Genomic DNA, 22,803 nt, shown 5'->3' with positions numbered 1-22,803 from the left:
TTCATCCATTCTTAAAGTTTGATTAACTAATAAGTTCTTTCGCTTGTTTTTTGTATATTTCTTCGCGAAATACACTAATTTCTTTTGGAGCATCAATTGCGAATCGCAACAGGCCCGATTGTGTTTGAATCATGGCAATCTTCACATGATCACCAATTTGCACCGTTTGACCTATTTTTCGATCCGTCTTTTTAGGCCAGCCCTGTTTGTTTGGATTTTGACTTATTGACGAAATCCTAACGTAGTTTGGAGCATCAACAGCAAGCTTGAACTTTGAACCGTATTGAAGAACAGTCACTTTGATTTCATTATCAATAATCACCGATTGTCCAACTTCCCTGCCTACAATCAACACCTTGCTGCGCCACCCCTTTCCATTTTTACACCAAGAAATTTGTCAGAAGCTTTCAACCATATACCCAAAACTACCATCACAAATCCCTTAATTTAATTATCGGATAATCCAAAAATAAATTTAGTAGTTTTATCAAAATTATTTATGTATTATTTATAAAAGACAACCACAATTTCTTGATATTATTTTTATCGGAAAGTCATAAAGATAGTTTAGTATTTTGAAGAAATTATTTTCCTAATCAAAAAGGTAATCTGAATATTATCCAGATTACCTTTTTGATTTATATTGTTTATTGCCCCAATTGCTGATATAGCCACGAACTTTGAGAATTTAATCTTTGTAATGCCTCTTCCATTGCATTAAATTTCTTCCATAAATTCTGTTCTTGAGTTGCTAGTCGATCTTGCACCTTGGCCATATTCTTATCAATCGTTGCTGCTTCTTTGGCCAGATTACTATTAACAGAAACCGTCCCTGGCGCACCGGCAATTACCTTTAATTTATCAATAATATCACCAATTCGATCGTATACCCTTACTGCCAAACCGCTTTTTGAATATTTTTCTGAACTGGTGATGGTATTGTCACTTGGCACACCGGTATCAAACTTGCTGGCAAACAATTTTTGAATATCAGTCAAATTTGTGGACAGCATCGATTTTAACTTTGTTTCATCTAATGTTAATTTCCCATTATCCCTGTAATTTGTACTTGTGGTAATGCCAATATCCTTCAATGAGCCTACAGTCCCGGTAACTCCCTGTACTGCCTCATTAATACTTGTCCGGATTTGAGTCAAGAATTGCCTAATCGTAGGATCATTTGCCAACATCCCACTTTTCGCTTTTTCCTCCCACAGCTTTATATCATCTTCTTTCATTTCCTTCTTTTGGGCGGCTGTTAATGGTGGATACTTACGATTTTTTGTTTCACCAAGCTTGTCATTTAAATCTTTGATTAAATCATTATATTTCTCCACAAAGGTTTTCATTTTATCAAAAATCTTATCCGTATCCGGGACTACTTTAACGGCGACATTGCTTCCGTCGGGAATTGCTTGTTTAAGATTGATTTGGACACCGTCATAAATAAATGTATTGTCCGCTACCTTAATGGTCGTCCCGTTAATGATCACTTCACCAGGCACTGCATTAGCCCCATTTGTAGTGGTGCCATCTGCAATATTTAATAAAGATTTTGCTTTATCATTTGAACCGGTAATCGCTATCGTTTTATCTGAACCTGTTTCAGTCGTATTAAAAACTAACGAGCCGCCAACATTGGAGGCTATCACCTTGGTTTTATCACTAAAAGAATTAATGATTTTTATCGCCTCATCAAAAGTGCTCGTTTCAGGTATAGCGATGTCAGTCCCATTTAATGTGAAGCTTAATTTATTTGTATCAGATCCATCCTCAACTAATTTTGCTGATCCACTGGCTATTCCAGTTGCAAAACTTACCGAACTCCCTCGTGCAGGGATCGCCAAATCTGCTTTCGAAATCGTAAAGTTTAGTAGTGTCGATTTTGTTGACATTGAAACATCTATACTAGAACTGCTTGAACTCACCTTTTGAGCAGAAGTAAATGTCCCCTCAAGCCGTAAATCCTCCATCGCACTTCGAAAACTAGCAATTTTCGTATTAATTTCTCGATAAGCATCGGTCCGCCAGGTGTTAAGTGTTTTTGACTGCTCTAATTTATCCAAAGGGATTCTGTTTACCGCCATCATATCGCTAACCATTTTTTCAGTATCCATCCCGGACGCTAGTCCAGATACATGTGTTGTCAAGTTCACACTGACCATTCTGTTTCCCCCTTCATTTAAGTGTTATCAACTAGGACTTTTCCGCTATTATGAATCTTCTATACTCATGTATCGGTTATATCCCATAAAAGTTAAGTAAATATGTAAAAAGACCGCGATCACCCACAGGTGAGGCGGCCTTAGCTTACTCAATCACTTCAAAATACTATTCGCAATCCCATTCATCTGATCTGCATAAGAAACCGCTCTGGCATTCATTTGAAAATTCCGCTGGGCCATCATCAATTCCGTCATCTCTGTCGTTAAATCGACATTCGATCCCTCAAGGAAACCGGTTGAAATTTGCGCCATTCCCGCAGGTTGCATCCTCACATAGTCAGCCACATTCCCTCCGTTAGGCAATGCCGCTGGGTCAATCGCAAATTCATTCCCTCCGGCATTACGAAGGATCGATGGATTTTGAATATCAACAAGTCCCACTCGCTGCGCTGAGGTAAATGATGCTTCTAAACCATTTTTATTTTTTAAATTAATTTGCCCGCTGGAGTCAATATTCACATCATACTTAGCATCGAGCTCAATCGGTTTGCCAGTTTGATCCAGCAAATAGCCGCCCTTAGCATTAGCCAAATAGTAACTATCGGGATTAGCAGGATTCGGGCTTAAATGAAAGCTTCCATCGCGCGTATAACGTACTTCACCGGAAGCAGGCTCGCCTACTTGAAAATAGCCGTTCCCTTGGATCATGAAATCAAACGGATTTCCCGTTTCAATAGCCTGTCCCGGCGCAGTGTCCAGTTGGGTTAGACCAGAACGAGCACCATAGCCAACGCGAAGGCCATTAGGTGTTAACCGGCCGATTTCTTGATTCGACTTAGTCTGGTTGTTAATTTGATTCGCTAAAATTTCCGAAAAACTATGATCTCGGCGCTTATACCCTGTTGTATTCACGTTCGCTACGTTATTTGCCGTAGTATCAATTTTTTGCTGGAATGCATTTAGTGCACCGGAAGAAATATATAATGAAGTATTCATCTGTTTAGCTCCTGTTCTTCCTCAATTATCCGTTTAGTTTCCCAACAGAACTTAACTGCTGTAAAGATTGATCATACACTGTGATCACCTTTTGATTGGCTTCATATCCACGGACTGTCAGCATCATTTCTGACATCGTTTGCCCGGCATCCACATTAGATTGCTCAACATACCCTTGTTGTAGGGAAACTCCAGGATTCACTCCTCCGGCATCCTGAATAAACGGTGCCTGTGTATCTGACTGATAAACATTGCCGCCAAGCCTACGAAGTTCGAATGGATTTTGAACCACTGCAATGCCAATTTGGCCAACATTCGCCGAATTTACCGTGATTTGACCATCACCGTTAATCTGCAAATCTTCTTTTCTAATCCCATTCGCAAGTTGAAGTGGCTGATGATTCGCTCCTAACACTCGATACCCATCCGATGTTACCACGTTGCCATTCGAATCCAAATCAAACTTACCGTTCCTTGTGTAGCCGACCCCACCATCTGGCATCTGAACCGCAAAAAAGGCGGTAGGCTTAATTATGCGTCCACTCACATTTTGCATCGGAATCGCCTGATCATCGATGGCAACATCAAGCGGCAAGCTGCTTTGTACTAATGAGCCCTGTTGAAAGCTTGGTATCCGTTCCTGTGCATACACCCCTGTGGAGAGTTCACCAATCGGGACTGGCTGTCCTGGTATCTGCGAGGCACCGGAACCATTCCCATTTTCATTAAAATCTCGTATTCTAGTCATTAATAAATTAGGAAAAGCACGCAGCACGGTATCATCCTTCTTAAATCCTGGTGTTTGCGCGTTGGCCAAATTATTGGCAAGAGCCTCTTGCTTGCGCTCCAGTGAATACATCCCTGATGCGGCAGAATATAAACCTTTTAACATGTTTCTTACTCCCTTCGAACCATCCACACTGACCGTTCGCTATATCTTTCTGTCTCTTTAGGTATATAAATTAAGCAATAACCCTTTCATTTCACCAATTCGTTCCAAAAGAGTTAAACCTGTTGTTTGTTGATTTAACACATGGTCGGTTAGTTCGATCAATTTACGATCGAGCACCTGAATCGTTTTAAGCGTTTTGTTGCCGCCGTACATGTCCCAGCTTTCAGTTTGATGCAAGGCCAACCCGTTCTTTGTCACTTCTCCCATAAACTGTTTCACTAGATCCTTATATTTATGTAGCTCACGAAAGGTTGGATTGTCAGATAACTGCTGGCCTTGCTGATCAATATCCTCCAGCAGCTTATGTAGATAATCCTTCGTTAGATCCTTCGAATAGGAGCTAATAATTTTTTGAAAAGCTGCTTGATTGGCGTTGGACCGCTCCGCTCCGGCCGGCCGGGGATCACCAATATTGACTCTTACCGGGTCTTGTATCTTCAAAAGGAGTCATCCTCACATTCTTCATCAAAATCTATCAAGTAATAATCAAAATGATGCTTTAATTATACTTCATCTGCATCAAAATTTCATTACCAGTTATAGAGAAAAAAAGAAAAAAGCCCTTATCTCGTTTGATAAGAGCCTAGGATAAATCCTCCGTTAACCTAGAATAGATCTGAACATTGTTCCTGCCTGATTCCTTCACCACATAAAGGGCATTATCCGCATGTTTTAATAGTTCATCACTAGTGGTGCCATCAGTCGGATAAAAAGCAATGCCCATACTTAATGTCATTTGTATCACATGCTCCCCGAATTTCCATGGTTCCTTTAATGAAGCAAGAATTCGTTTCGCAATAATGAGTGCATCCTCTTCATCAATCAGCTCAGATAGGATGATGGTAAACTCATCACCGCCATGACGCGCCAATGTATCGGTTTCACGCAGTTGATTTTTTACTCGCAGCGAAAATTCCAATAAGAGTTCATCGCCAATATCATGACCATAGGTATCATTAATTCGTTTAAAATGATCCAAATCAATAAACAGGACAGCAAATTTTCGGTTGTACCGCTTCCCTTCTTTAAGGGCCTGCTCTAATTTTTCCTTAAAAAGTCTTCTGTTGGGAACACCTGTTAACGCATCATGGAAACTTAAGAACTCCAATTCCTTTTGGTAGTTTTTCCGTTCCGTAATTTCACGCCCCACCAACATCATATGTTGAAAGTTTCCGTCCTCATCAAACATGGGTGTCCCTTTCAACTCCAGCCACACATCATATCCCGATGGATGGATGCGATGGATTTCACGTGTAAATGCTTTCTGGGTAAGAACCATGTTGACAAACGTATCTTTAAAGCCTTCATCCACAACGCCATCTGGCTGATGAAGCACCCATTTTCCGATATATTCTTCTGCATTATAACCCAATACCGTCTTGTGTGAAGGTGAGGCATATGTGACCACACCATCTAAATTAAGCAATTGGATTAAATCTAGCGAATTATCAGCTAGAAGCCGGTATCTTCTTTCGCTATCTCTTAGTGAATCCTTCGCCTTATAAAATTCTGTTAAATCTTTCACGATACAAAAATAGCAGATGATCTTATGTTGAGACTTTAATGGAATGCACTTTACTTGTAGGTGCAAAACATTCCCCTTTTTGTGATAGGCATCGATTTCTTCCTTATACGGTATTCCTTGCACTGCTTTTTTAAAGTGAGCAAATACCTTTTTTTGTTTAGAAACGATTACCCTCCGGAAGTGAATCCCTTGAGCTTCCTCAACCGTGTAGCCAAGTATTTCCACTGCCCTTCGATTTAACTGAACAATTCTTCCATCTACTGAAAAAACAAGTACTGCATCGGGATTTTCCTCCACAATAGATTGGAATAGTTCATTAGAACTTTCATTAAGTGTCATAGTCGTTTAACACTTCCCTTTGATAAATCCATACGGTGTACATTCATACGCTTTTCTCTGTTCTTAGAATAGGAAATAAGAAAAGTTGACGATTTAATTTAGCCGCTATTATCACTTTGCGCAATTGTTAATACCTCATGTAATATTTGTTCGATCCGCTGAACTTCATCTAGTAGATTCTCAGAAGAAATGGGTGATTCTATTTCTAATTTCTGAATCAATTTCTTAATAGAAAAAAGAGGATTACTCAAATCCTGCGTAAATTTGAGAAGCTTGTTTTCAATCAATAACATTTTTGCCTTAATACGTTGTAAAGATTCTTCCATTTGTTTTTTTTCAATTGCTGTACTAAAAAATTCCTGCGAGGCGTTTTCCATCATTTCATCCGTAATATTTTTATTCATTTGCCCTTGAAGAATCCCTTCCCGATCAATAAATTCCTCAATATCATTAAAGAAATGTATCAATTCTTCTGGGGGTAATGGTTTACTAAATAAGTATCCCTGTCCTTGATTACACAGATTTTCCTGTAAAAAGTTGAGTTGATCCTTTGATTCAATTCCTTCCGCAATGACACCCATTTTTAATTGATGGGCCATGGCAATAATCGTTTTCACGATCGTGGTATTATTGGAATTGGACGTACAATTTCTGATAAATGATTGATCTATTTTTATTTTACTAATAGGAAATTCCTTCAAGTAAAAAAGTGAACTAAATCCTGTTCCAAAGTCATCCAAACTTATTTGCAAACCGAGGCTTTTAAGTTCCCTTATGATCGGTAGAACTAATTCTGTATCTGCCATCATACTTTCCGTAATCTCTAGCTCTAAATATTCCGGTGAAAGCTCTGTTTTGTTTAATATATCACGAACAACATCAACAAATGCAGGCTGACCAAGTTGACGAATAGAGAGATTCACAGACATGACGATTGGCGTGTAGCCTGCATCCTGCCATGCCTTATTTTGCAAGCATGCAGTCCGTAAAACCCATTCTCCCATGGGGATAATAAGTCCTGATTCCTCCGCAAATGGAATAAAATCAAGCGGTGGGATGAGTCCCTTGTTCGGATGCTGCCAACGGATCAGTGCCTCCACACCCATAATTTTACCAGAAATTAAATTTAATTTCGGCTGATAATTGAGTAGGAATTCCTCTCGTTCAAGCGCTTTCTTTAGATCGGTTTCTAAATGAGATGTTTCATATGTATGTCGCACAATCTCCTTTTCACCACCATATGTATGTTTAAGACTTGCGATGAATCAGTCATTTCCCATTGAACTTTTTATGATTTTACCTTAATCGAATCAATTCTTAACCAACCGATTCGATTAAGGTTTCTGTACTAAATAGTTTTTTTGAAATGGATAATCCTTTAACTTAGTTTTTCAACCTCTTCTTTAACGTTTGAAATGGCTGTGACCACTTCTTTCACTTCTTTCGCTTGCATTTCCATTCCAGAGGATAATTCTGCACTCTGCTCAATAACATGCTCAACTTCTGATGCAATCTCTTCGCCATATTTCGCCTGGTTGGCGGTAGCGACCGTCATTTGGTCAACCATTTCTTTGATACTATTAATATTTCGGACAATTTCTTCAGATGTCAGGGCTTGTTCCTTCGTTGCATTTGTTACTGAATTGGATTGGTTGGTTACATTTTCAACTGCCGTAACAATCGCACGGGCACCATCTGCTTCCTCACCTGTCGCAATAATAATTTGTTGCACTTGTTCTTGAATTTCAAAAATTCCTTTTACGATTTCCTCTGCGGTGATCGATTGTTCTTTTGTGGAATAAGCCATTTCTGTCGTCCGCTTCATCGTAAACTCAACGGCTCTCTCAAAATACTCGCTATTCTTTGTTTGTTCATCCGTTTCGTTGGCAATTTGGTTCATTTCTTCTGTTACTTCAATAATTCCCTGGTAAATCTTTTGAATGGCCTGATTTGTTTTTTCAGCTAATTCATTTCCTACTCTTACTTTATCTGAACCATCTTGTATCGATGTAACGGCAACCGCTGTCTCCTGTTGAATTCCTTTGATGCGGATAGCAATTTCTTTTGTCGCTTTTGCAGAACGTTCCGCAAGTTTACGAACTTCATCCGCGACAACGGCAAACCCTTTTCCATGTTCCCCGGCTCTTGCTGCTTCAATCGCTGCATTTAGTGCCAATAGGTTTGTTTGTTCTGCGATATCATCGATCACCTTAATAATGCTGCCAATTTCTTCGGAGCTTTTTCCAAGGCTTTCAATCACACCACTTGCATGATTGATGACATATGAAATCTCCTTCATGCCATTTAATGTTTCATTTAATGAAGATGTCCCCTCAACCGCATCATTTTTTACAGAAGAGCTGAGCTCATTAACCGTTTGTACACTCTCTGCCACTTTTCGAATGGAGGTAACAATATCCGTTACGGCTTTTGATGTCTGATCTGCCGTACCGTTTATATTCTCCGCACTTTCGTATACACCTTTTATCGATTTGCTCATTTCCTCAATCGCCGCTGAGATTTGTTCAACACTTGCCCCAACCGTACCGGCGCTGCCAGCCACTTGCTCAATGGAAGCCATCATTTCTTGGATGGCCGAGGAAGTTTCCTCTGCAGAAACAGATAAAAGATTGGCGTTCCCTGCTACTAAATTAACCGACACACTCATTTCTTCAATTGCTGCTGAAATTTCATCCACACTTGATGAGGTCATATTGGTGTTGCCTGCTACCTGCTGAATCGATGACACCAATTCACTAACTGAATCATTGGTCTTTTTCATCCGGGTATCAAGGTCCTGTGAACTTGCAGCAGATTCATCGATTGATTTCTTGATTTCAGAAATGGAAGTCATCGTTCTATCCACATTGTTCTCCACCTCTTTTACAGAGCGGGCAATTAGTTTTGTCATAAAGAAGGAAACCATGATGCTGAATAGTCCTGCAATAATGGATACCATGAGAATTTCTTTAATATAGGCTGCCGAATTATTTTCGGCATCTTTGACTGCCGTATTGGTATGTTCACGAGAATTATTTGCGAATGTATTAAGGGCTGCTGTTGCGTTATCTCCCCGAACCTTTAAATCGTCCAATTTGTCGTGAAGCGCATCATAATCATTATTTTTCGATTCTTCTATTAAAGATGGAATAATGGCAACGTATTGCTCAAAACTTTTACTGAAATCATTCAATAACTTTTTATTATCACTAGGAAGAGGCATTTTTTCCATCTCTTTAATATCTTTTCTTACCTTTAGGGTTTTTTCTCTAATATAATTTTCTGTTGCTGATTTCTCCGCTGTGTCACGGAGAAACGCATGCTGATTCACATAGCGATGGATACCGGTTACTTCTTCCCGCATATTTCCAATTAGTTCTGTCTTAGGAAGTTGTGTTTTTCCTATATTCTGAATATCTTCCTTTAAATGATTGATGCTGTTATACGCCACAATGGAAAGTGATGCAAAAAATACAATCACAATAATATGACTTACCCATTGTTTTACATTCATTGAAACGTTATTTGACAGTTTCTTAAACATCTATTTACCCTCTCCAATTATTCAACTATAACGCTTTGATTATTTCTTTCAGTTCATCTAAGTTCGTAGTATTTTCCAGCAATGTTTCCATATCCAGTAAAATAATCAAACGGTCATCTAATTTGGATACACCTTTCAGATAAGAAATATCCGTCTCTCCCATAAGGCTTGGCTGTTGAATGGTTTCCGGTGCTAGATCCGTTACATCTGTGGCTGCGTCAACCACAACCCCAATCTCTTGATCACCAGAGACCTTCACAATGATGATTCGCGCTGTATCCGTTGAAATATGTGATTGGTCTGTTAACGCAGAGCGCATATCCACCACTGGAATGATCACATCCCTGACTGTCGTAACCCCCAAGACATGCGCCGGACGATTAGGATACGTATTGATTTCCTGCATTCGCTCAATGGAAACAACCTGATTAATATGAACTCCGTACTCCTCAAGACCTACTTTAAATATCAGTACTTTACAATCCTGAACCATAAATTGCTCCATTAAAAGAACCTCACTTCATTGAAAAATTTCATATATAATGTAGACTAGATTACCTCTTCTGTTTTCAATAGCTCTTCTACATTTAATAAGATGATGATCCTGCCATCAGAAATGGCAATACCTTCGAAAAATTCGGAATGTATGGCACTGGAGGATTCAGATTCGATTGCCTCTTCTGCAATATCAATCACATCGCTAATTTGGTCCACAATCAATCCTACCTCAATTTCCTCCACTTTCGTGATAATCAATCGTGTAAATTTTGTATAGGTTGCTTGATTAAGAGTAAGTTTGCTGCTTAGATCCAGCACAGGAATGACATTTCCACGAAGATTTATCACACCTTTTACATAGATTGGGGCATTAGGAACCCGTGTGATCGGAAGGAGCTGTTCAATCGACTGTACATACTGAATGTCCAATCCATACTCTTCCCCGTTCAGTTTAAAGGCGACAATTTTTCTATTCATTGAAAAGCTTCACCCTTTCTAATTAAATAATTGATTCGTATCCATAATTAATGCTACTTCTCCGGTGCCTAGGATGGTTGCCCCAGAGATAGCAAATAGGTTGGTCAAGTAGTTCCCTAAAGATTTCAATACAACCTCTTGTTGTCCAATGACCGAATCCACCACAAGGCCCTTTAGTTTGTCTCCTTTACGGGCAATCACAACTAATTGCTGTTCAAGTTCGATGTCGGTTTCAACAGTTGGTACTTTGAAAATATCGTTTACCTCCACAAGAGATACAACTTGATCTCTAAACTGGAACACTTTTTGTCCATAAAGAGTGGTGACCTGCTCTCCTGAAACTTCCGTTATTTCCAAAATGGAACTGAACGGAATTGCATAGGTTTCTTCTCCAGCTTTAATTAACATTGCATTGATGATTGATAAAGTTAACGGCAATTGAATTCGGAAAGTAGAACCATGTCCAGGGACGGAATCAATGCTGATCTCCCCACTTAATGATTCGATTTTTGTTTTCACCACGTCAAGGCCGACACCGCGACCAGAAATATCCGAGATTTTATCGGCAGTGCTAAATCCGGAAGAGAATAGGAGTGCAAAAACCTGCTGATCTGTTAGCGAATCAGCTTCTTTCTGGGTGACAACACCCCGTTCAAGCGCTTTATTCAAGACTTTATCACGATTAATGCCCTTCCCGTCATCGGCTACTTCAATAAATACGCTGTTTCCACTGTGGTAGGCCTTTAGCGTAATCTTCCCTTCCTCCGGCTTTCCAGTGGCGAGTCTTTCTTCTGTTGATTCAAGTCCATGATCTAATGCATTCCTTAGCAGGTGGACTAATGGATCTCCAATCTCGTCAATGACCGTCCGATCTAATTCTGTTTCTTCTCCCTCCACCACTAGTTGAATTTTCTTCTTCAGGTCTTTTGCAAGATCCCGAATCATCCGAGGGAAACGATTAAAAACCTGGTCTACTTGAACCATTCGCATGTTCAAAATAATTCCCTGCAAATCTGTTGTGATGCGGGTCATATGTTCAACTGAATCTATTAATTCACGATTCTCTGCCTTCCTCGAGATAAGTTCCAGCCTCCCGCGGTCGATAATTAATTCACTGAACAGGTTCATCAACTGATCAAGCTTTTCAATATCAACACGGATGGATTTTGATTTATGCTTCTTTTTTACCGATGCTGGTGTCGGTGCAGCTTCCGCTTTACTTGTTGTTTCAGTTTGTTTCACTACCGTCTCACTAGTGTTATTCGACACTGGCGACGCTTGCTTGGTTCTCTCTAGAATCAAAACATCTGTTAATTCAGAAATTTGATTAAATTGTGATTGTATTTCTGCTTCCTCATGATCAGATAATAGTAAAATCGTAAAAGAATCATCAAACTTCTCAGCTTCAATATCTTCTGCTGAAGGGTTACTATGAATAATTTCCCCAAGTTCCCCTGCCGCTTGAAATACCATATAGGCCCTGATCGATTTCATCACACATTTTGGGTCTATCGATATCTTAATTTGAAAAACTTTATTTCCTAGCTTTTTTGCTTCCTCTATCATCGATTGTTCAAATGTATCCAACACCAACTCCTCGGCAACAGCAGTGGCTGCTACTTCAGGTAAAGCCTGACCCCCAATAGCTTGAAAACTAGAGGGATTATGAATCATGGTTAATTGGCGAACGACTTCCGTCACATCTGCTTTTCCATCCCCGCCTTGCTCTATGCTATCTATCATTTTTTCGATTAGATCGACACATTGGAAAATGACATCCATTATTTCGTTCGTAATGGTTAATTTAGCGTTCCGCACAAGATCCAATACATTTTCCATTTCGTGTGTTAATGAAGCAAGATCTTCAAAGCCCATGGAAGCGGACATTCCCTTTAGCGTGTGTGCGGATCGAAAAATCTCATTCACGATTGAAAGGTTTTCAGGTTCAGCTTCGAGTTTTAACAATTCATCATTTATTGATTGCAAATGTTCTTTTGATTCTTCAATAAATAATTCCAAAAAATCATTATATTCCATTTCAAACTCTCCTCAAACTGGCAATAGTTCTCCGATTAATAACAAGACAAAAACCTTTTGATGAATGAATAATCTATTTTCATCTTAGCATAATTTCCATCATCAGAATCAAACTTTTTTGAGACTTTTGGACTATTTCATATATTTTTTTTACATTCTGATGGTAAAACGCCTTCGCATGTGCTAGCGAAAGCGTTTTTCTATCAAAATTATTTTAGTTTTTTGATTTGGCGACTGACGTCTTTAATTGAGGTAACGACCTCTTCGACTTCTTTTGTTTGTATTTCAATCCCACTATTCAATTCTTCTGTTTGTTTGCGGACGTTTTCAACCACAATGGATATCTCTTTTCCGTACCTTGCTTGGTGATTCGCGGCTTCAGTGATCTGTATAACCCTATCCTTCATACTGTTAATATTCCGGACAATTTCTTCAGCCGTAAGTGCCTGTTCCTTGGTAGCATTGGTTACGGAATTTGATTGATCTGTCACGCTCTGGACTGCCTCAACAATCGCAAAACTTCCTTGGGCTTGTTCAGCGGTTGCGATAGAAATTTGTTCAACCTGGGTTTTAATATTGATAATTCCTTTGACAATTTCTTCTGCTGTAAGCGCCTGTTCATTCGTAGAATACGCCATCATGGCTGATCGCTTCATAGCCGTTTCAATGGAATCGGCAAAAAGTTCACTATTCTTTGATTGTTTTTCTGTTGCAATGGCAATTTGTTTCATTTCTTCGGTAACTAAGGCAATGCCTTCCGTAATTTTGGTAATAGCTGAATTTGTCTGATTCGCCAATTGATTTCCGGCTTTTACCTTTTGTGCACCATTATTGATGGCAGACATGGCAACGGTTGTTTCAGCTTGAATTCCCTGAATAAGAGTGGCAATCTCATTTGTTGCTTTTACGGAACTTTCAGCTAACTTTCTAACTTCATCCGCGACAACAGCAAACCCTTTTCCATGTTCTCCGGCACGCGCAGCCTCAATAGCTGCATTAAGCGCTAATAGATTTGTTTGATCAGCGATATTATCGATCACTTCAATGATGCTGCCAATTTCATTTGAACTCTCTCCTAAGGTTTCCATAACCTGACTTGCTTTGGTAATAACCTCAGAGATTTCTTTCATGCCCTCTAATGTTTCTTTCAAAGAAGCAGCACCCTCAAATGCATCATTTTGAACCGTGTTGCTGAGGCCGTTCACTTTATTTACACTGTCAGCTATTTGCTTAGTCGATTTAACCATGATCTCGACCGATTCATTCGTTTGTTCTGACCTCTCAGCCAACATTTTTGCGTTTTCACTGACATCATTTATCGATTTACTCATTTCTTCGATGGCGGCGGAGATTTCATCAACATTGATATCTACACTGCCGATGTTCATTGCTACCTGTTCAATCGAAGCCATCATTTCCTGAATTGCAGCAGAGGTTTCTTCGGCAGATGATGTAAGAATACCCGTGCTTTCAGAAACAATATTAATAGATGCACTCATTTGTTCTATTGCTGCAGATACTTCTTCCACGCCAGAAGCCGTAATATTCGTGCTTTCTGCAGTTTGTTGAATAGAAATGACAAGTTCACTAACAGAATCATTTGCTTTTATCATGGAGGTATCTAATACCTGTGCACTTGCAGCTGTTTGATCAATCGATTTTCTAATCTCCGTAACAGAGTGGGTAGTAGTATCTACATTTTCCACTACTTTACGAACGGAGCGTCGGATTAGAGTTGTAATCAGAAAGCCGACAAGCAAGCCCCAAAATATGGTCCAAATGGAAGCAATCGTTATTTGTAAACTAGAATCTCCCGCATCTTGTTTTGCTTTAGTAACAATCTTCTTGTTTCTTTTTTCTATGCTATCAGCAAATTTATCAAGGGAGATCATCGTTTTACTTCCGAATGCTGTTAATATCCCCATTTGCCCATGAATTTCGTCAAAATTGTTTGTTCCCGATTTTTCATAAAATGAAGGAAGAAGGCCAACATATTTTTCAAAGTTACCATCAAATTCCTTTAATGCTTTTTTATTATCATCGGTCAAGTTATATTTCTGCATTTCTTTTGTATTCTTATGAACCTTTTGGGCCTCCACTTTAATGAAACCTTCAATATTTTTTTTGGTTTCTGGGCTTTGTTCATATGCATGCATTGCCGCATACATCCGGATGTTTGTGACCTCTTCTTTTAGATTCCCTATCATTTCAATTTTGGGCATTTGCTTCATTCCAAGTGTATGTACATGGTCATCTAATAAATTTATGTTTTTATAGGATACAATAGTGATCGTCACTAAGAATAATAATACTAGAACAAAACTACCAAAAAGCTTAACAAGCATCGGTATTTTTCCAAACCAAAAATTAACTTTCTTAATAATTTTCATATCCCCTATTCTCTTCTTCTTGGGAATATTGTCGGATGTTTCATTACTCTTATTCGGTAATTTACTAAACATTCATTTCCCTCCTTTTGCCAAATTTGCTGAGTGTTCAAAAAAAAAAGCGAGAGGTTCGAACCCACTTTATACAGTTCACTTCCCGCTTCTCCTATTCAAAGTCTTATTCTATAAATATGATTATTTCCCTAATACTTTTGTAATAGATTCAATGACACGGTCTGCTTGGAATGGCTTAACAATAAAATCCTTAGCACCCGCTTGGATAGCCTCTAACACCATTGGCTGCTGCCCCATTGCCGAACACATAATGATTTTAGCCTGCGGGTTAACGGCTCTAATTTTCTTCACCGCGGTAATTCCGTCCATTTCAGGCATGGTAATGTCCATTGTCACAATATCAGGCTGTACTTCCTGATATTTTTCAAATGCATCTTCACCGTTTACGGCCTCTCCAACCACTTCAAGACCATTTTTAGTTAATATATCTTTTAGCATCATTCTCATAAATGCTGCATCATCAACGATTAATACCCTTGCCAACGTAATCCCTCCATATTGTAAAAGTTTAATTTAATTTGCCATTTTACTAATTCGATCCATAGTGCTTACAATATCTGTAATACGCACCCCAAAGTTTTCTTCAATAACCACCACTTCGCCTTTGGCGATCAACTTTTGGTTAGCTAAAATATCTACAGGCTCTCCTGCCAATTTATCCAGTTCAATGACAGCGCCTGGTCCTAATTCAAGAATCTTCTTAATCGGCATATCTGTACGTCCAAGCTCAACAGTAATCGTGAGTGGAATATCATATAACAAATCTAAATTACCTGCACCGGCACTAACTTGTGAATTTTTAGAGAACGTTGCATATTCAACCTTTTGTACGTTCGCATTTTCATTTATTGGTGCAGAGGACACATTTTGTGGCGCCTGTTGTTCCGTCATTGGAGCAGTTGTTGTTTGGGAAGCTCCCGTATTCGCTTGTTGTATTATTGGTTCCTTTTTCACTGGTACCGGTTCAGCCGCTTTTGCGGGGCTAAGGATTTTATGAATCATTTCCTTTGCAAATGACAATGGAATAAACTGAACCATATTAGAATCAATAAGACTTCCTACCTTCAAGCGAAAAGAGACTTTAATAATTATTTTATCTTCAAGATCTTCTAATTTTTTCGGCGGAAATCCAAGGACATCAACTGTTGGTGGTGAAATATCCACTTTTTGACTAAAAAGCGTTGACATAGATGTGGCAGCTGAACCCATCATTTGGTTCATTGCCTCTTGAACAGCACTTAAGTGCATTTCTGAAAGCTCAGGCTCTAACGTCAGTCCATCACCGCCCATCATTAAATTGGCAATGATTCTTGCGTCCTTTTCTTTTATCATTAATAAATTTTTACCACGGAAGCCAATGGTATAGTCAACGTGAACAGCCACATGTTTTTCCTGAATCAGATCTTCCATTTGTTCCTGTTCAATAATGGAAAGTGTCGGTGTCGTAATTTCCACTCGTTGATTTAACAAAGCAGACAGAGCCGTTGTAGAGCTTCCTAGGGAAATGTTACCAATCTCCCCCAATGCATCTTGCTCCATCGAGCTTAAAAAGTCATCAATGGATAAACTCGGAGGGGTCGACTCCATTTGACTAAATAGGGCATTGATTTCATCTTGTGAAAGTGAACCTTCATTCATCTTATTCTTCATCTCCTTCAGAATCAATTACTTGGTCAATCTGAACAGCATAATGACCGTTAAGGAGACCCGGATTCGCTAGAAATCTTGTCAATTGATCTACTTTAATTTGCAGTTTCCCCGCTTCGATTCCGATTACATCCCCGATTTGCAGATTTAAAACATCAGATACCGGCAGCTTTGCTCGCCCAAGTTCAGCAATAATCGGAATAGGGACAATATCCAAGTTTTGCATGATTTTATCATGCTGGGATACATTTGTTTTCGACATTGTTGAAAGCCATTGATGTGTTGTTAAATTAGGCAGCATTGGCTCCACAATTAAATGCGGAAGACATAATGTCATCCTGCCAGTGGTTTCCCCAATGACGGTGCGAAAGGCAATGACGATTACTGTTTCATTGGGAGAAGCAATTTGTAAAAATTGTGGATTTGCTTCAATTCCTTCCCACTTTACATCAATATGCAGAACACTTTTCCATACCTCATGATACATATCAAAGGATTTGGCAAAAACCTTTTGTAGCAGTACAGATTCGATTTCAGTTAATGCTCCATTGCGTTCGGCAGGATCCCCTTGTCCACCCAACATCCTTTCTAAAACGGCATAGGCAACTTGAGGATTGATCTCCATCACCATTTTCCCGTCCATTGGTTGCACTTCAAAAACATTCAAAATGGTCCTGGATGGGATGGAGGCAATAAATTCATGGTAATTTACCTGTTCTACCAGATCTATCTCAATTTGGACGAACGTTCTAAGCTGTGTGGAAAGATCAGAAGCTAAAAGTCTGGTAAAGTTCTCATGGATCCGCGTAATACTGCGCAATTGCTCCTTTGAATAGCGCATCGCATGTTTGAAATCATATACTTTTACTTTTTTCTTTTGTTCTGTGACATCGGATGCCTGCAGTTCCCCACTATCTAAGGCGTTTAAAAGGGCATCGATTTCTTGTTGTGATAATACATCTGCCAAAGGGCATCCCCCTAACTCTTCCCTGAGTAATAGAAGCAACTAAAAACTAATAAGAGTTCCACTTCTCATGAAAAAGAAAAGAGGGTCATCCGAGAAAATTCCCGTTTGCCTCCTCCTGACTTTTAATGAAGGGAAAAAAATCGAATTTAACTAATTATAAAAGTCTATCGTTTTAAGTTTACAATTTCCTCTAAAATCGAATCAGAAGTTGTGATCGTTCTAGAGTTAGCTTGGAATCCACGCTGAGCAATAATCATCTCAGTGAATTCTTCCGTTAAATCAACGTTTGACATTTCAAGCATACCCGAGTTCATTTGACCGCCTTTATTATCTGCAATACGACTGATGATTGGTTCAGTATCGCTTGTAGCTGCACTATCGGTCATTGCATTTTGTGTGACTTCAAACATGGTATTTCCAACTTTTTTCAATCCAGCTGGGTTCGGTACTACTGCCGTTCCAAGTGAGATTAATTGATCTTTAGGGGTAGTTGGCGTAGAAAGAAAATAATCAGTACCATTAAATGCCAACTGTCCACTTTTGCCATCCTCATTGACAACATTAATAAATCCGTTCGTATCAATGGAGTAGGAGATAATTTTTTTAGGATTGGCTGGATCAGTTGCATCTTCATTAATTTTTATTTTCAATCTATCATATGGATCTAAGGTATTACCTGGGTTCTCTCTTACTCCGGTTACAAAAAATCCATTAGAATTAACAAGGTAGCCATCCGCATCCAATCCAAAATTCCCCGCTTTAGTCAGATATGTTGGCATATTCTCAAGTGAATATTCTGCTCCCGGAAGATTAGGGGCATCTGGTGTAAGCACAAAAAACGCATCTCCATCAATGGCCAAATCTGATCCAATATTGGTTGACATCGGACTTCCTGGAGTATGGACGTTATCAATAGCTGAGATTTTTGAACCTAAACCAATTTGCATTGGATTAACCCCGCCACGTGTATCAGATGGTGGCGTTGCACCCTTAATATTTTGGCTAATAATGTCTTGAAATACTACACGGCTTTTTTTGAATCCAACGGTATTCACATTGGCAATATTATTCCCGATGACATCCATCTTTGTTTGAAAGCCTTTCATCCCTGAAACACCAGAGTATAATGATTTTAACATGATGTGTTCCTCCTTATTCTTCTTCTATTATTTTGATTATTTGGATTCGGTCGTGGTTTCCTTCATTTCAGTCACATATTCTACCGGAATTTTGTCATCGCCGACCATATAATAATAACTTCCGTCGTCCAACGATATCCCATTGACCACGCCACTTTTAGTCACAACGGATCCTTGTTCTTGCTCTAACCAGCTAATTTCTTTACCAATGACGGCGGCATGCTGACTCATTTGTTGGCCAGAAAATTTCTCAAATGACTTATTTAAATTCGTCATTTGTTCAAGTGAACTAAAGGTTGCCATCTGGGCAATAAAATCCTTATCCTGAAGGGGACTTGTCGGATCTTGGTTTGATAATTGCGTGACAAGTATTTTCAGAAAATCATCTTTGCCTAACGAGCTTTGTTGCTCAAAAGGCTTAACATTATTGAAAATTGAATTACTTTTAGCGGTATGATCTATATTTACCCAATCGCTCAAGTCACTCCGCTCCTTTCTAGGCGGTAAAATCAATATTTGAAGAAGATTTTAGAACAGAACCTCTATAGGGAGTGGATGGGGTTTCCCTTTCCATTTCGATTCGTTCATCATCTTTTTGCCTTTTCAATCCATTCCGCGTTAATGATTGCGAACGTTGCTCTTGTGGTGAATGAAATCCACCTTGTGAAAAGGATAGATTGGTTTGAGTCAAATCCATCGATGAAGGAGTTTGTTGAACAATCTCAAGCTTTTGTAAATTTAACCCCTGTTGTTGCAATACTTGCCTTAATTGGTGCAGTTGTCCATCCAGCGCTTCCTTTGCCTGTGATGTATCTGTAAAGATTTGAGCTGTAATTTGACCTTGCTGTGACACAATTTTTATCTCAATATGACCAAGGTGATCTGGCGTTAAAGAGAATTTCGCCTCAGCAACACCTTCCCGAAGTGGTGTAAACTTACTATTTTCGCCGATCCACTTACTCACCTCAGGAACAAATTGTGAAACTGGTAGATTTGGAAGCTTGTGTTGACCACCAGTCACATGTCTGCTTAAAGCAGCTTGAGGCAGTTGGTTCATGACACTAGTTGAATCATTTGAATGATTACCATTTTCTACTTCCAACGAAAAATCAGTAGTTTCAGAACTAATCTCTATAGAACTCTTTGTTTCTTGAACGTTGAATAATGATGTTTCAAGATTTGAACGATTAATAGTTTGATTAGTTGAATGACCAGTTTGATTCTTACCCATTAATAAAGTAGATTGATTCCTTGCATTCACGTTTGGCCGGATTACCTCAGGACTTGTAACCCCACGTTTATGTCTGCTTCCACCTTGCTGCATAACCCCTAAGTTTCGTTCGGTAAAACCTTGTTCCATCATCACCGGGTTATGTTTTAAAACATCATGTTCTACAATATCGAGTTGCTGTACGATAAATCCAGTCTGCCGCAAAGACTGTTGCAATTGTGGCAGTTGCTTTTCCAGGGCACCTTTCGCCTCCAAGGAATCTGTAATGATTTGAGCGGCTATTTGTCCATTGTCAGAAGTAATCTTCATTTCGACACTACCCAACTCCCTAGGTATTAAGGAGAATTTGCCCATTGAAACCTCTTGAATGCCAGGCGTTATCTTTATATTTCGATTAATCCATTTGCTCACTTCCGGAACAAATTCAGAAACGAATAAATCTGAATTTACTGGAGCTCCACTCGACTCGTTCTCATTAACCACAGCCCTAGAAATCTGGTTATATATATCAGTAGCTTCGGTAATTGACGGATTAACTGCTTCGGCTGGATCCGGTTTTGTTTCACTAGAAATGTTTGTTCTAATGAAAGGAAATGGTGGAGATCCATTAAATAACGGTTCATTCCATTGATTATCGAATTGGAAAGACTTATTACGGTCCAATAAATTGTTCGACCCATTTATCGAACTGGTCATTGGTGTTTCCAAATTCTGCTGCTGTATCTCAGGTGTTTGCATCGTTCCATTCTGTTGCATAAACTCAGGCTTTTCTTCCGTTCCATTCTGATGCATAATCTCAGGTTTTTGTTCCGTTCCATTCTGTTGCGTGAGTTCAGGCTTTAAAATTAATGTATCTTGATGCTTGACTAAGTTTTCAGGTCTTTTTATTTTCTGCTGATTCATCTCGGTAAAAACGTCATTTTGAATGTTGCCGTTAGTTTCTGGCCTATTTACATTCCCTTGCCCATCGTTTAGCTGTTGTATCGAGGAATCTCGGTAAACAATCCCCAGCTTTTCCACATTTAATCCTCGCTGCTGTAAAACCCCTTGCAGTTGTTGCAGTTGGCCATCCAATGCTTCTTTTGTTTGTGGCGAGCTCGTTACTATTTGCGCAGCAATTTGATTAGCATTTAAAGTTAAGTTGATTTCCAAGCTCCCTAACGACTCTGGAATTAAGGTATAATTTCCAATAGTCTGTCCAGTCTGAACTGGTGCCGCCCTATAATGCGCTTCAATCCAATTACTAAGTTCTGGTACAAAATCAGAAACTGTTAGAACAGGGTGCAGTGGCTCGCTTACTGAATGGCTATTACTTCCGTCAGCTTGCAAAATAGCTTTTTCCTTTACAAATGATTCTCCCGCTTGATCTGAAATGGTTGTTAAAGGCGAACTTTCTCCACTAGGATGGCTTGTATCAAGAGAACGGAAAGTTGAATACTGATTAAACGAATATGGGATCACTTGATTCAGTAATCTAGAATCATGATTTGTATCATTTACTATTTTCGGCCTTTTCTCTGATAGTTGGTTGGGAATGTTTTCATCAGGTGAATGCTCGACCTGTTTTTGAACCATTCCATTCTGGCTCACTGCCTCTGGGTTTTGCATGTAAACAGCCTGGAGCATTTTCTCTGGTAGTTGCAAAATGTGATCAGTTTGCACAATCTCCAGCATATCCAAATTTACGCCATTCTGTTGCAACCCCTGTTTCAGATGTGGTATCTGGCCATCAAGAATTTCTTTTCCCTTGGGTGTATCTGTTAAAATTTGCGTCGTCATTTTCCCTTGTTGTGATGCAATATCTATTTTAATGATTCCTACATCTTTTACAGGCAAAAAGATATTTGCTTCAGCGCTTAAGGTTGAACCATTGGCTTCCCTTATAAAACTGTTAAGCACATCGGTAACAACTGGAATAAATTCCTGAATTGAAATAGGTTTGATCTGCTCCAGGTATGTAGGCCCCATTCCTACTCTAGGGAAATCCATCTGTTGATCTATCAAATTGGCGGTTTCATTTGTAGTTGCTTTATTTTCCGGAATCCTTACGAAGGAGGTTGAGACCGGATTGGAGATCCGCCGTGAAATATCGTAATTTTTATTCAAATCTACTTGTGTATTCAGTGCGACCGTTTTTCCGGTATTTCTTTCCTTAGGGTCTGCACTTATTCCTTCATTAAAACCATTACTTAATTTTCCGAATATTTCATTCGGTATCGGTTGGTTCAAAAACCTATGAAGATTAACTTTATTTGGATCTGTTTTATCTAATTTATTTCCTTGCGAAACCGATTCATCGGCGGTCTGTACATTTGGAATCTCCACATGATCATTATCCGGGTTAACTAGTTGATAATGACTATTTACCCACTCAAACATTGACTTTTGGATACCATCCAGATCATTCGGGACATACGTATTCTCATTATTTAATTCGTCAACCTGTGTTCCATCTACTTGGGAGTTATTGGTGATTATTCCCTTGGATAAGTGTTCTTGCTGGATTCCGGCAGCCCATGCGGTTAAAATGGAATCTAATTGCTTAACGTCAACGGAATTCTGTTTCATTCCACTCTGTTGATTGCCCATCAATCGATCAATTGATATATTTTCAGGAATAATTCCTGGTTTCAACTCGGTTCCAATTGATTTATCTAAACTATTGAATAAAGAAAATATCTGATTAAAGGGAATTGTTGGTGTCTCGGATTGCAAGCCGGCTTTAGGCTTTTTAGCATCAAATTGGAATGTTTGAATTATTTTGATTAAATTTTGAGTGACATCCAAACAACCTACCCCCCTTATTTTAGTATTTGAACTCAAT

General features: G+C 39.1%; 18 protein-coding genes. All 18 read right to left on the bottom strand.

Translation table 11 applies throughout. From position 1 onward, the window contains the following. Window positions 1-22: 22 nt before the first annotated feature. The gene (locus tag RCG19_RS19620; protein ID WP_308108494.1) at window positions 23-355 is read right to left on the bottom strand and encodes a carbon storage regulator; all 333 of its coding nucleotides are present in this window, start codon (window positions 353-355) and stop codon (window positions 23-25) included. A gap of 292 nt (window positions 356-647) precedes the next feature. Continuing rightward, on the bottom strand, window positions 648-2,165 hold the full coding sequence (gene fliD, locus RCG19_RS19615; protein WP_308108493.1) for a flagellar filament capping protein FliD: 1,518 nt from the start codon (window positions 2,163-2,165) through the stop codon (window positions 648-650). A 153-nt stretch (window positions 2,166-2,318) separates the two neighbouring features. After that, entirely contained in the window at window positions 2,319-3,161 is an 843-nt protein-coding gene (locus tag RCG19_RS19610; protein ID WP_308108492.1) for a flagellar hook-basal body protein, read from the bottom strand. 25 nt (window positions 3,162-3,186) lie between these two features. Further along, window positions 3,187-4,053, bottom strand: a complete 867-nt coding sequence (locus RCG19_RS19605; RefSeq protein ID WP_308108491.1) for a flagellar hook-basal body protein — start codon at window positions 4,051-4,053, stop codon at window positions 3,187-3,189. A gap of 57 nt (window positions 4,054-4,110) precedes the next feature. After that, window positions 4,111-4,554, bottom strand: a complete 444-nt coding sequence (locus RCG19_RS19600; protein ID WP_308108489.1) for a YaaR family protein — start codon at window positions 4,552-4,554, stop codon at window positions 4,111-4,113. A gap of 142 nt (window positions 4,555-4,696) precedes the next feature. After that, the gene (locus tag RCG19_RS19595; RefSeq protein WP_308108488.1) at window positions 4,697-5,977 is read right to left on the bottom strand and encodes a diguanylate cyclase domain-containing protein; all 1,281 of its coding nucleotides are present in this window, start codon (window positions 5,975-5,977) and stop codon (window positions 4,697-4,699) included. Window positions 5,978-6,075: 98 nt separating this feature from the next. After that, window positions 6,076-7,197, bottom strand: a complete 1,122-nt coding sequence (locus tag RCG19_RS19590; protein ID WP_308108487.1) for a putative bifunctional diguanylate cyclase/phosphodiesterase — start codon at window positions 7,195-7,197, stop codon at window positions 6,076-6,078. A 158-nt stretch (window positions 7,198-7,355) separates the two neighbouring features. Beyond that, a complete protein-coding gene (locus RCG19_RS19585; RefSeq protein ID WP_308108486.1) occupies window positions 7,356-9,521 on the bottom strand; it encodes a methyl-accepting chemotaxis protein in 2,166 nt (721 codons plus the stop codon). Between the two features lie 25 nt (window positions 9,522-9,546). After that, on the bottom strand, window positions 9,547-10,026 hold the full coding sequence (locus RCG19_RS19580; protein WP_166246192.1) for a chemotaxis protein CheW: 480 nt from the start codon (window positions 10,024-10,026) through the stop codon (window positions 9,547-9,549). A 44-nt stretch (window positions 10,027-10,070) separates the two neighbouring features. Next, window positions 10,071-10,496, bottom strand: coding sequence for a chemotaxis protein CheW (locus RCG19_RS19575; protein ID WP_308108485.1), 426 nt, complete (start codon window positions 10,494-10,496; stop codon window positions 10,071-10,073). 18 nt (window positions 10,497-10,514) lie between these two features. Continuing rightward, window positions 10,515-12,533 (bottom strand): chemotaxis protein CheW, encoded by a 2,019-nt coding sequence (locus RCG19_RS19570; RefSeq protein ID WP_308108484.1) that lies wholly within the window; start codon window positions 12,531-12,533, stop codon window positions 10,515-10,517. Between the two features lie 209 nt (window positions 12,534-12,742). After that, window positions 12,743-14,995 (bottom strand): methyl-accepting chemotaxis protein, encoded by a 2,253-nt coding sequence (locus RCG19_RS19565; protein WP_308108483.1) that lies wholly within the window; start codon window positions 14,993-14,995, stop codon window positions 12,743-12,745. A gap of 120 nt (window positions 14,996-15,115) precedes the next feature. Then, on the bottom strand, window positions 15,116-15,478 hold the full coding sequence (locus tag RCG19_RS19560) for a response regulator (protein ID WP_308108482.1): 363 nt from the start codon (window positions 15,476-15,478) through the stop codon (window positions 15,116-15,118). Between the two features lie 30 nt (window positions 15,479-15,508). After that, the gene (gene fliY, locus RCG19_RS19555; RefSeq protein ID WP_374049560.1) at window positions 15,509-16,633 is read right to left on the bottom strand and encodes a flagellar motor switch phosphatase FliY; all 1,125 of its coding nucleotides are present in this window, start codon (window positions 16,631-16,633) and stop codon (window positions 15,509-15,511) included. A 1-nt stretch (window position 16,634) separates the two neighbouring features. Continuing rightward, a complete protein-coding gene (fliM, locus tag RCG19_RS19550) occupies window positions 16,635-17,609 on the bottom strand; it encodes a flagellar motor switch protein FliM (protein ID WP_308108480.1) in 975 nt (324 codons plus the stop codon). A gap of 164 nt (window positions 17,610-17,773) precedes the next feature. Next, complete coding sequence (locus tag RCG19_RS19545) at window positions 17,774-18,748, bottom strand: flagellar hook-basal body complex protein (RefSeq protein WP_308108479.1); 975 nt, start codon at window positions 18,746-18,748, stop codon at window positions 17,774-17,776. Between the two features lie 36 nt (window positions 18,749-18,784). Continuing rightward, on the bottom strand, window positions 18,785-19,228 hold the full coding sequence (flgD, locus tag RCG19_RS19540) for a flagellar hook assembly protein FlgD (protein WP_308108478.1): 444 nt from the start codon (window positions 19,226-19,228) through the stop codon (window positions 18,785-18,787). 16 nt (window positions 19,229-19,244) lie between these two features. After that, a complete protein-coding gene (locus RCG19_RS19535) occupies window positions 19,245-22,766 on the bottom strand; it encodes a flagellar hook-length control protein FliK (protein ID WP_308108477.1) in 3,522 nt (1,173 codons plus the stop codon). Window positions 22,767-22,803: the final 37 nt, after the last annotated feature.

It is taken from the genome of Neobacillus sp. OS1-2 (assembly GCF_030915505.1).
Classification (GTDB): Bacteria; Bacillota; Bacilli; order Bacillales; family Cytobacillaceae; genus Neobacillus.
Note: the sequence above shows the minus strand (reverse complement) of the source record. Positions and strands in the feature narration are given on the sequence as shown.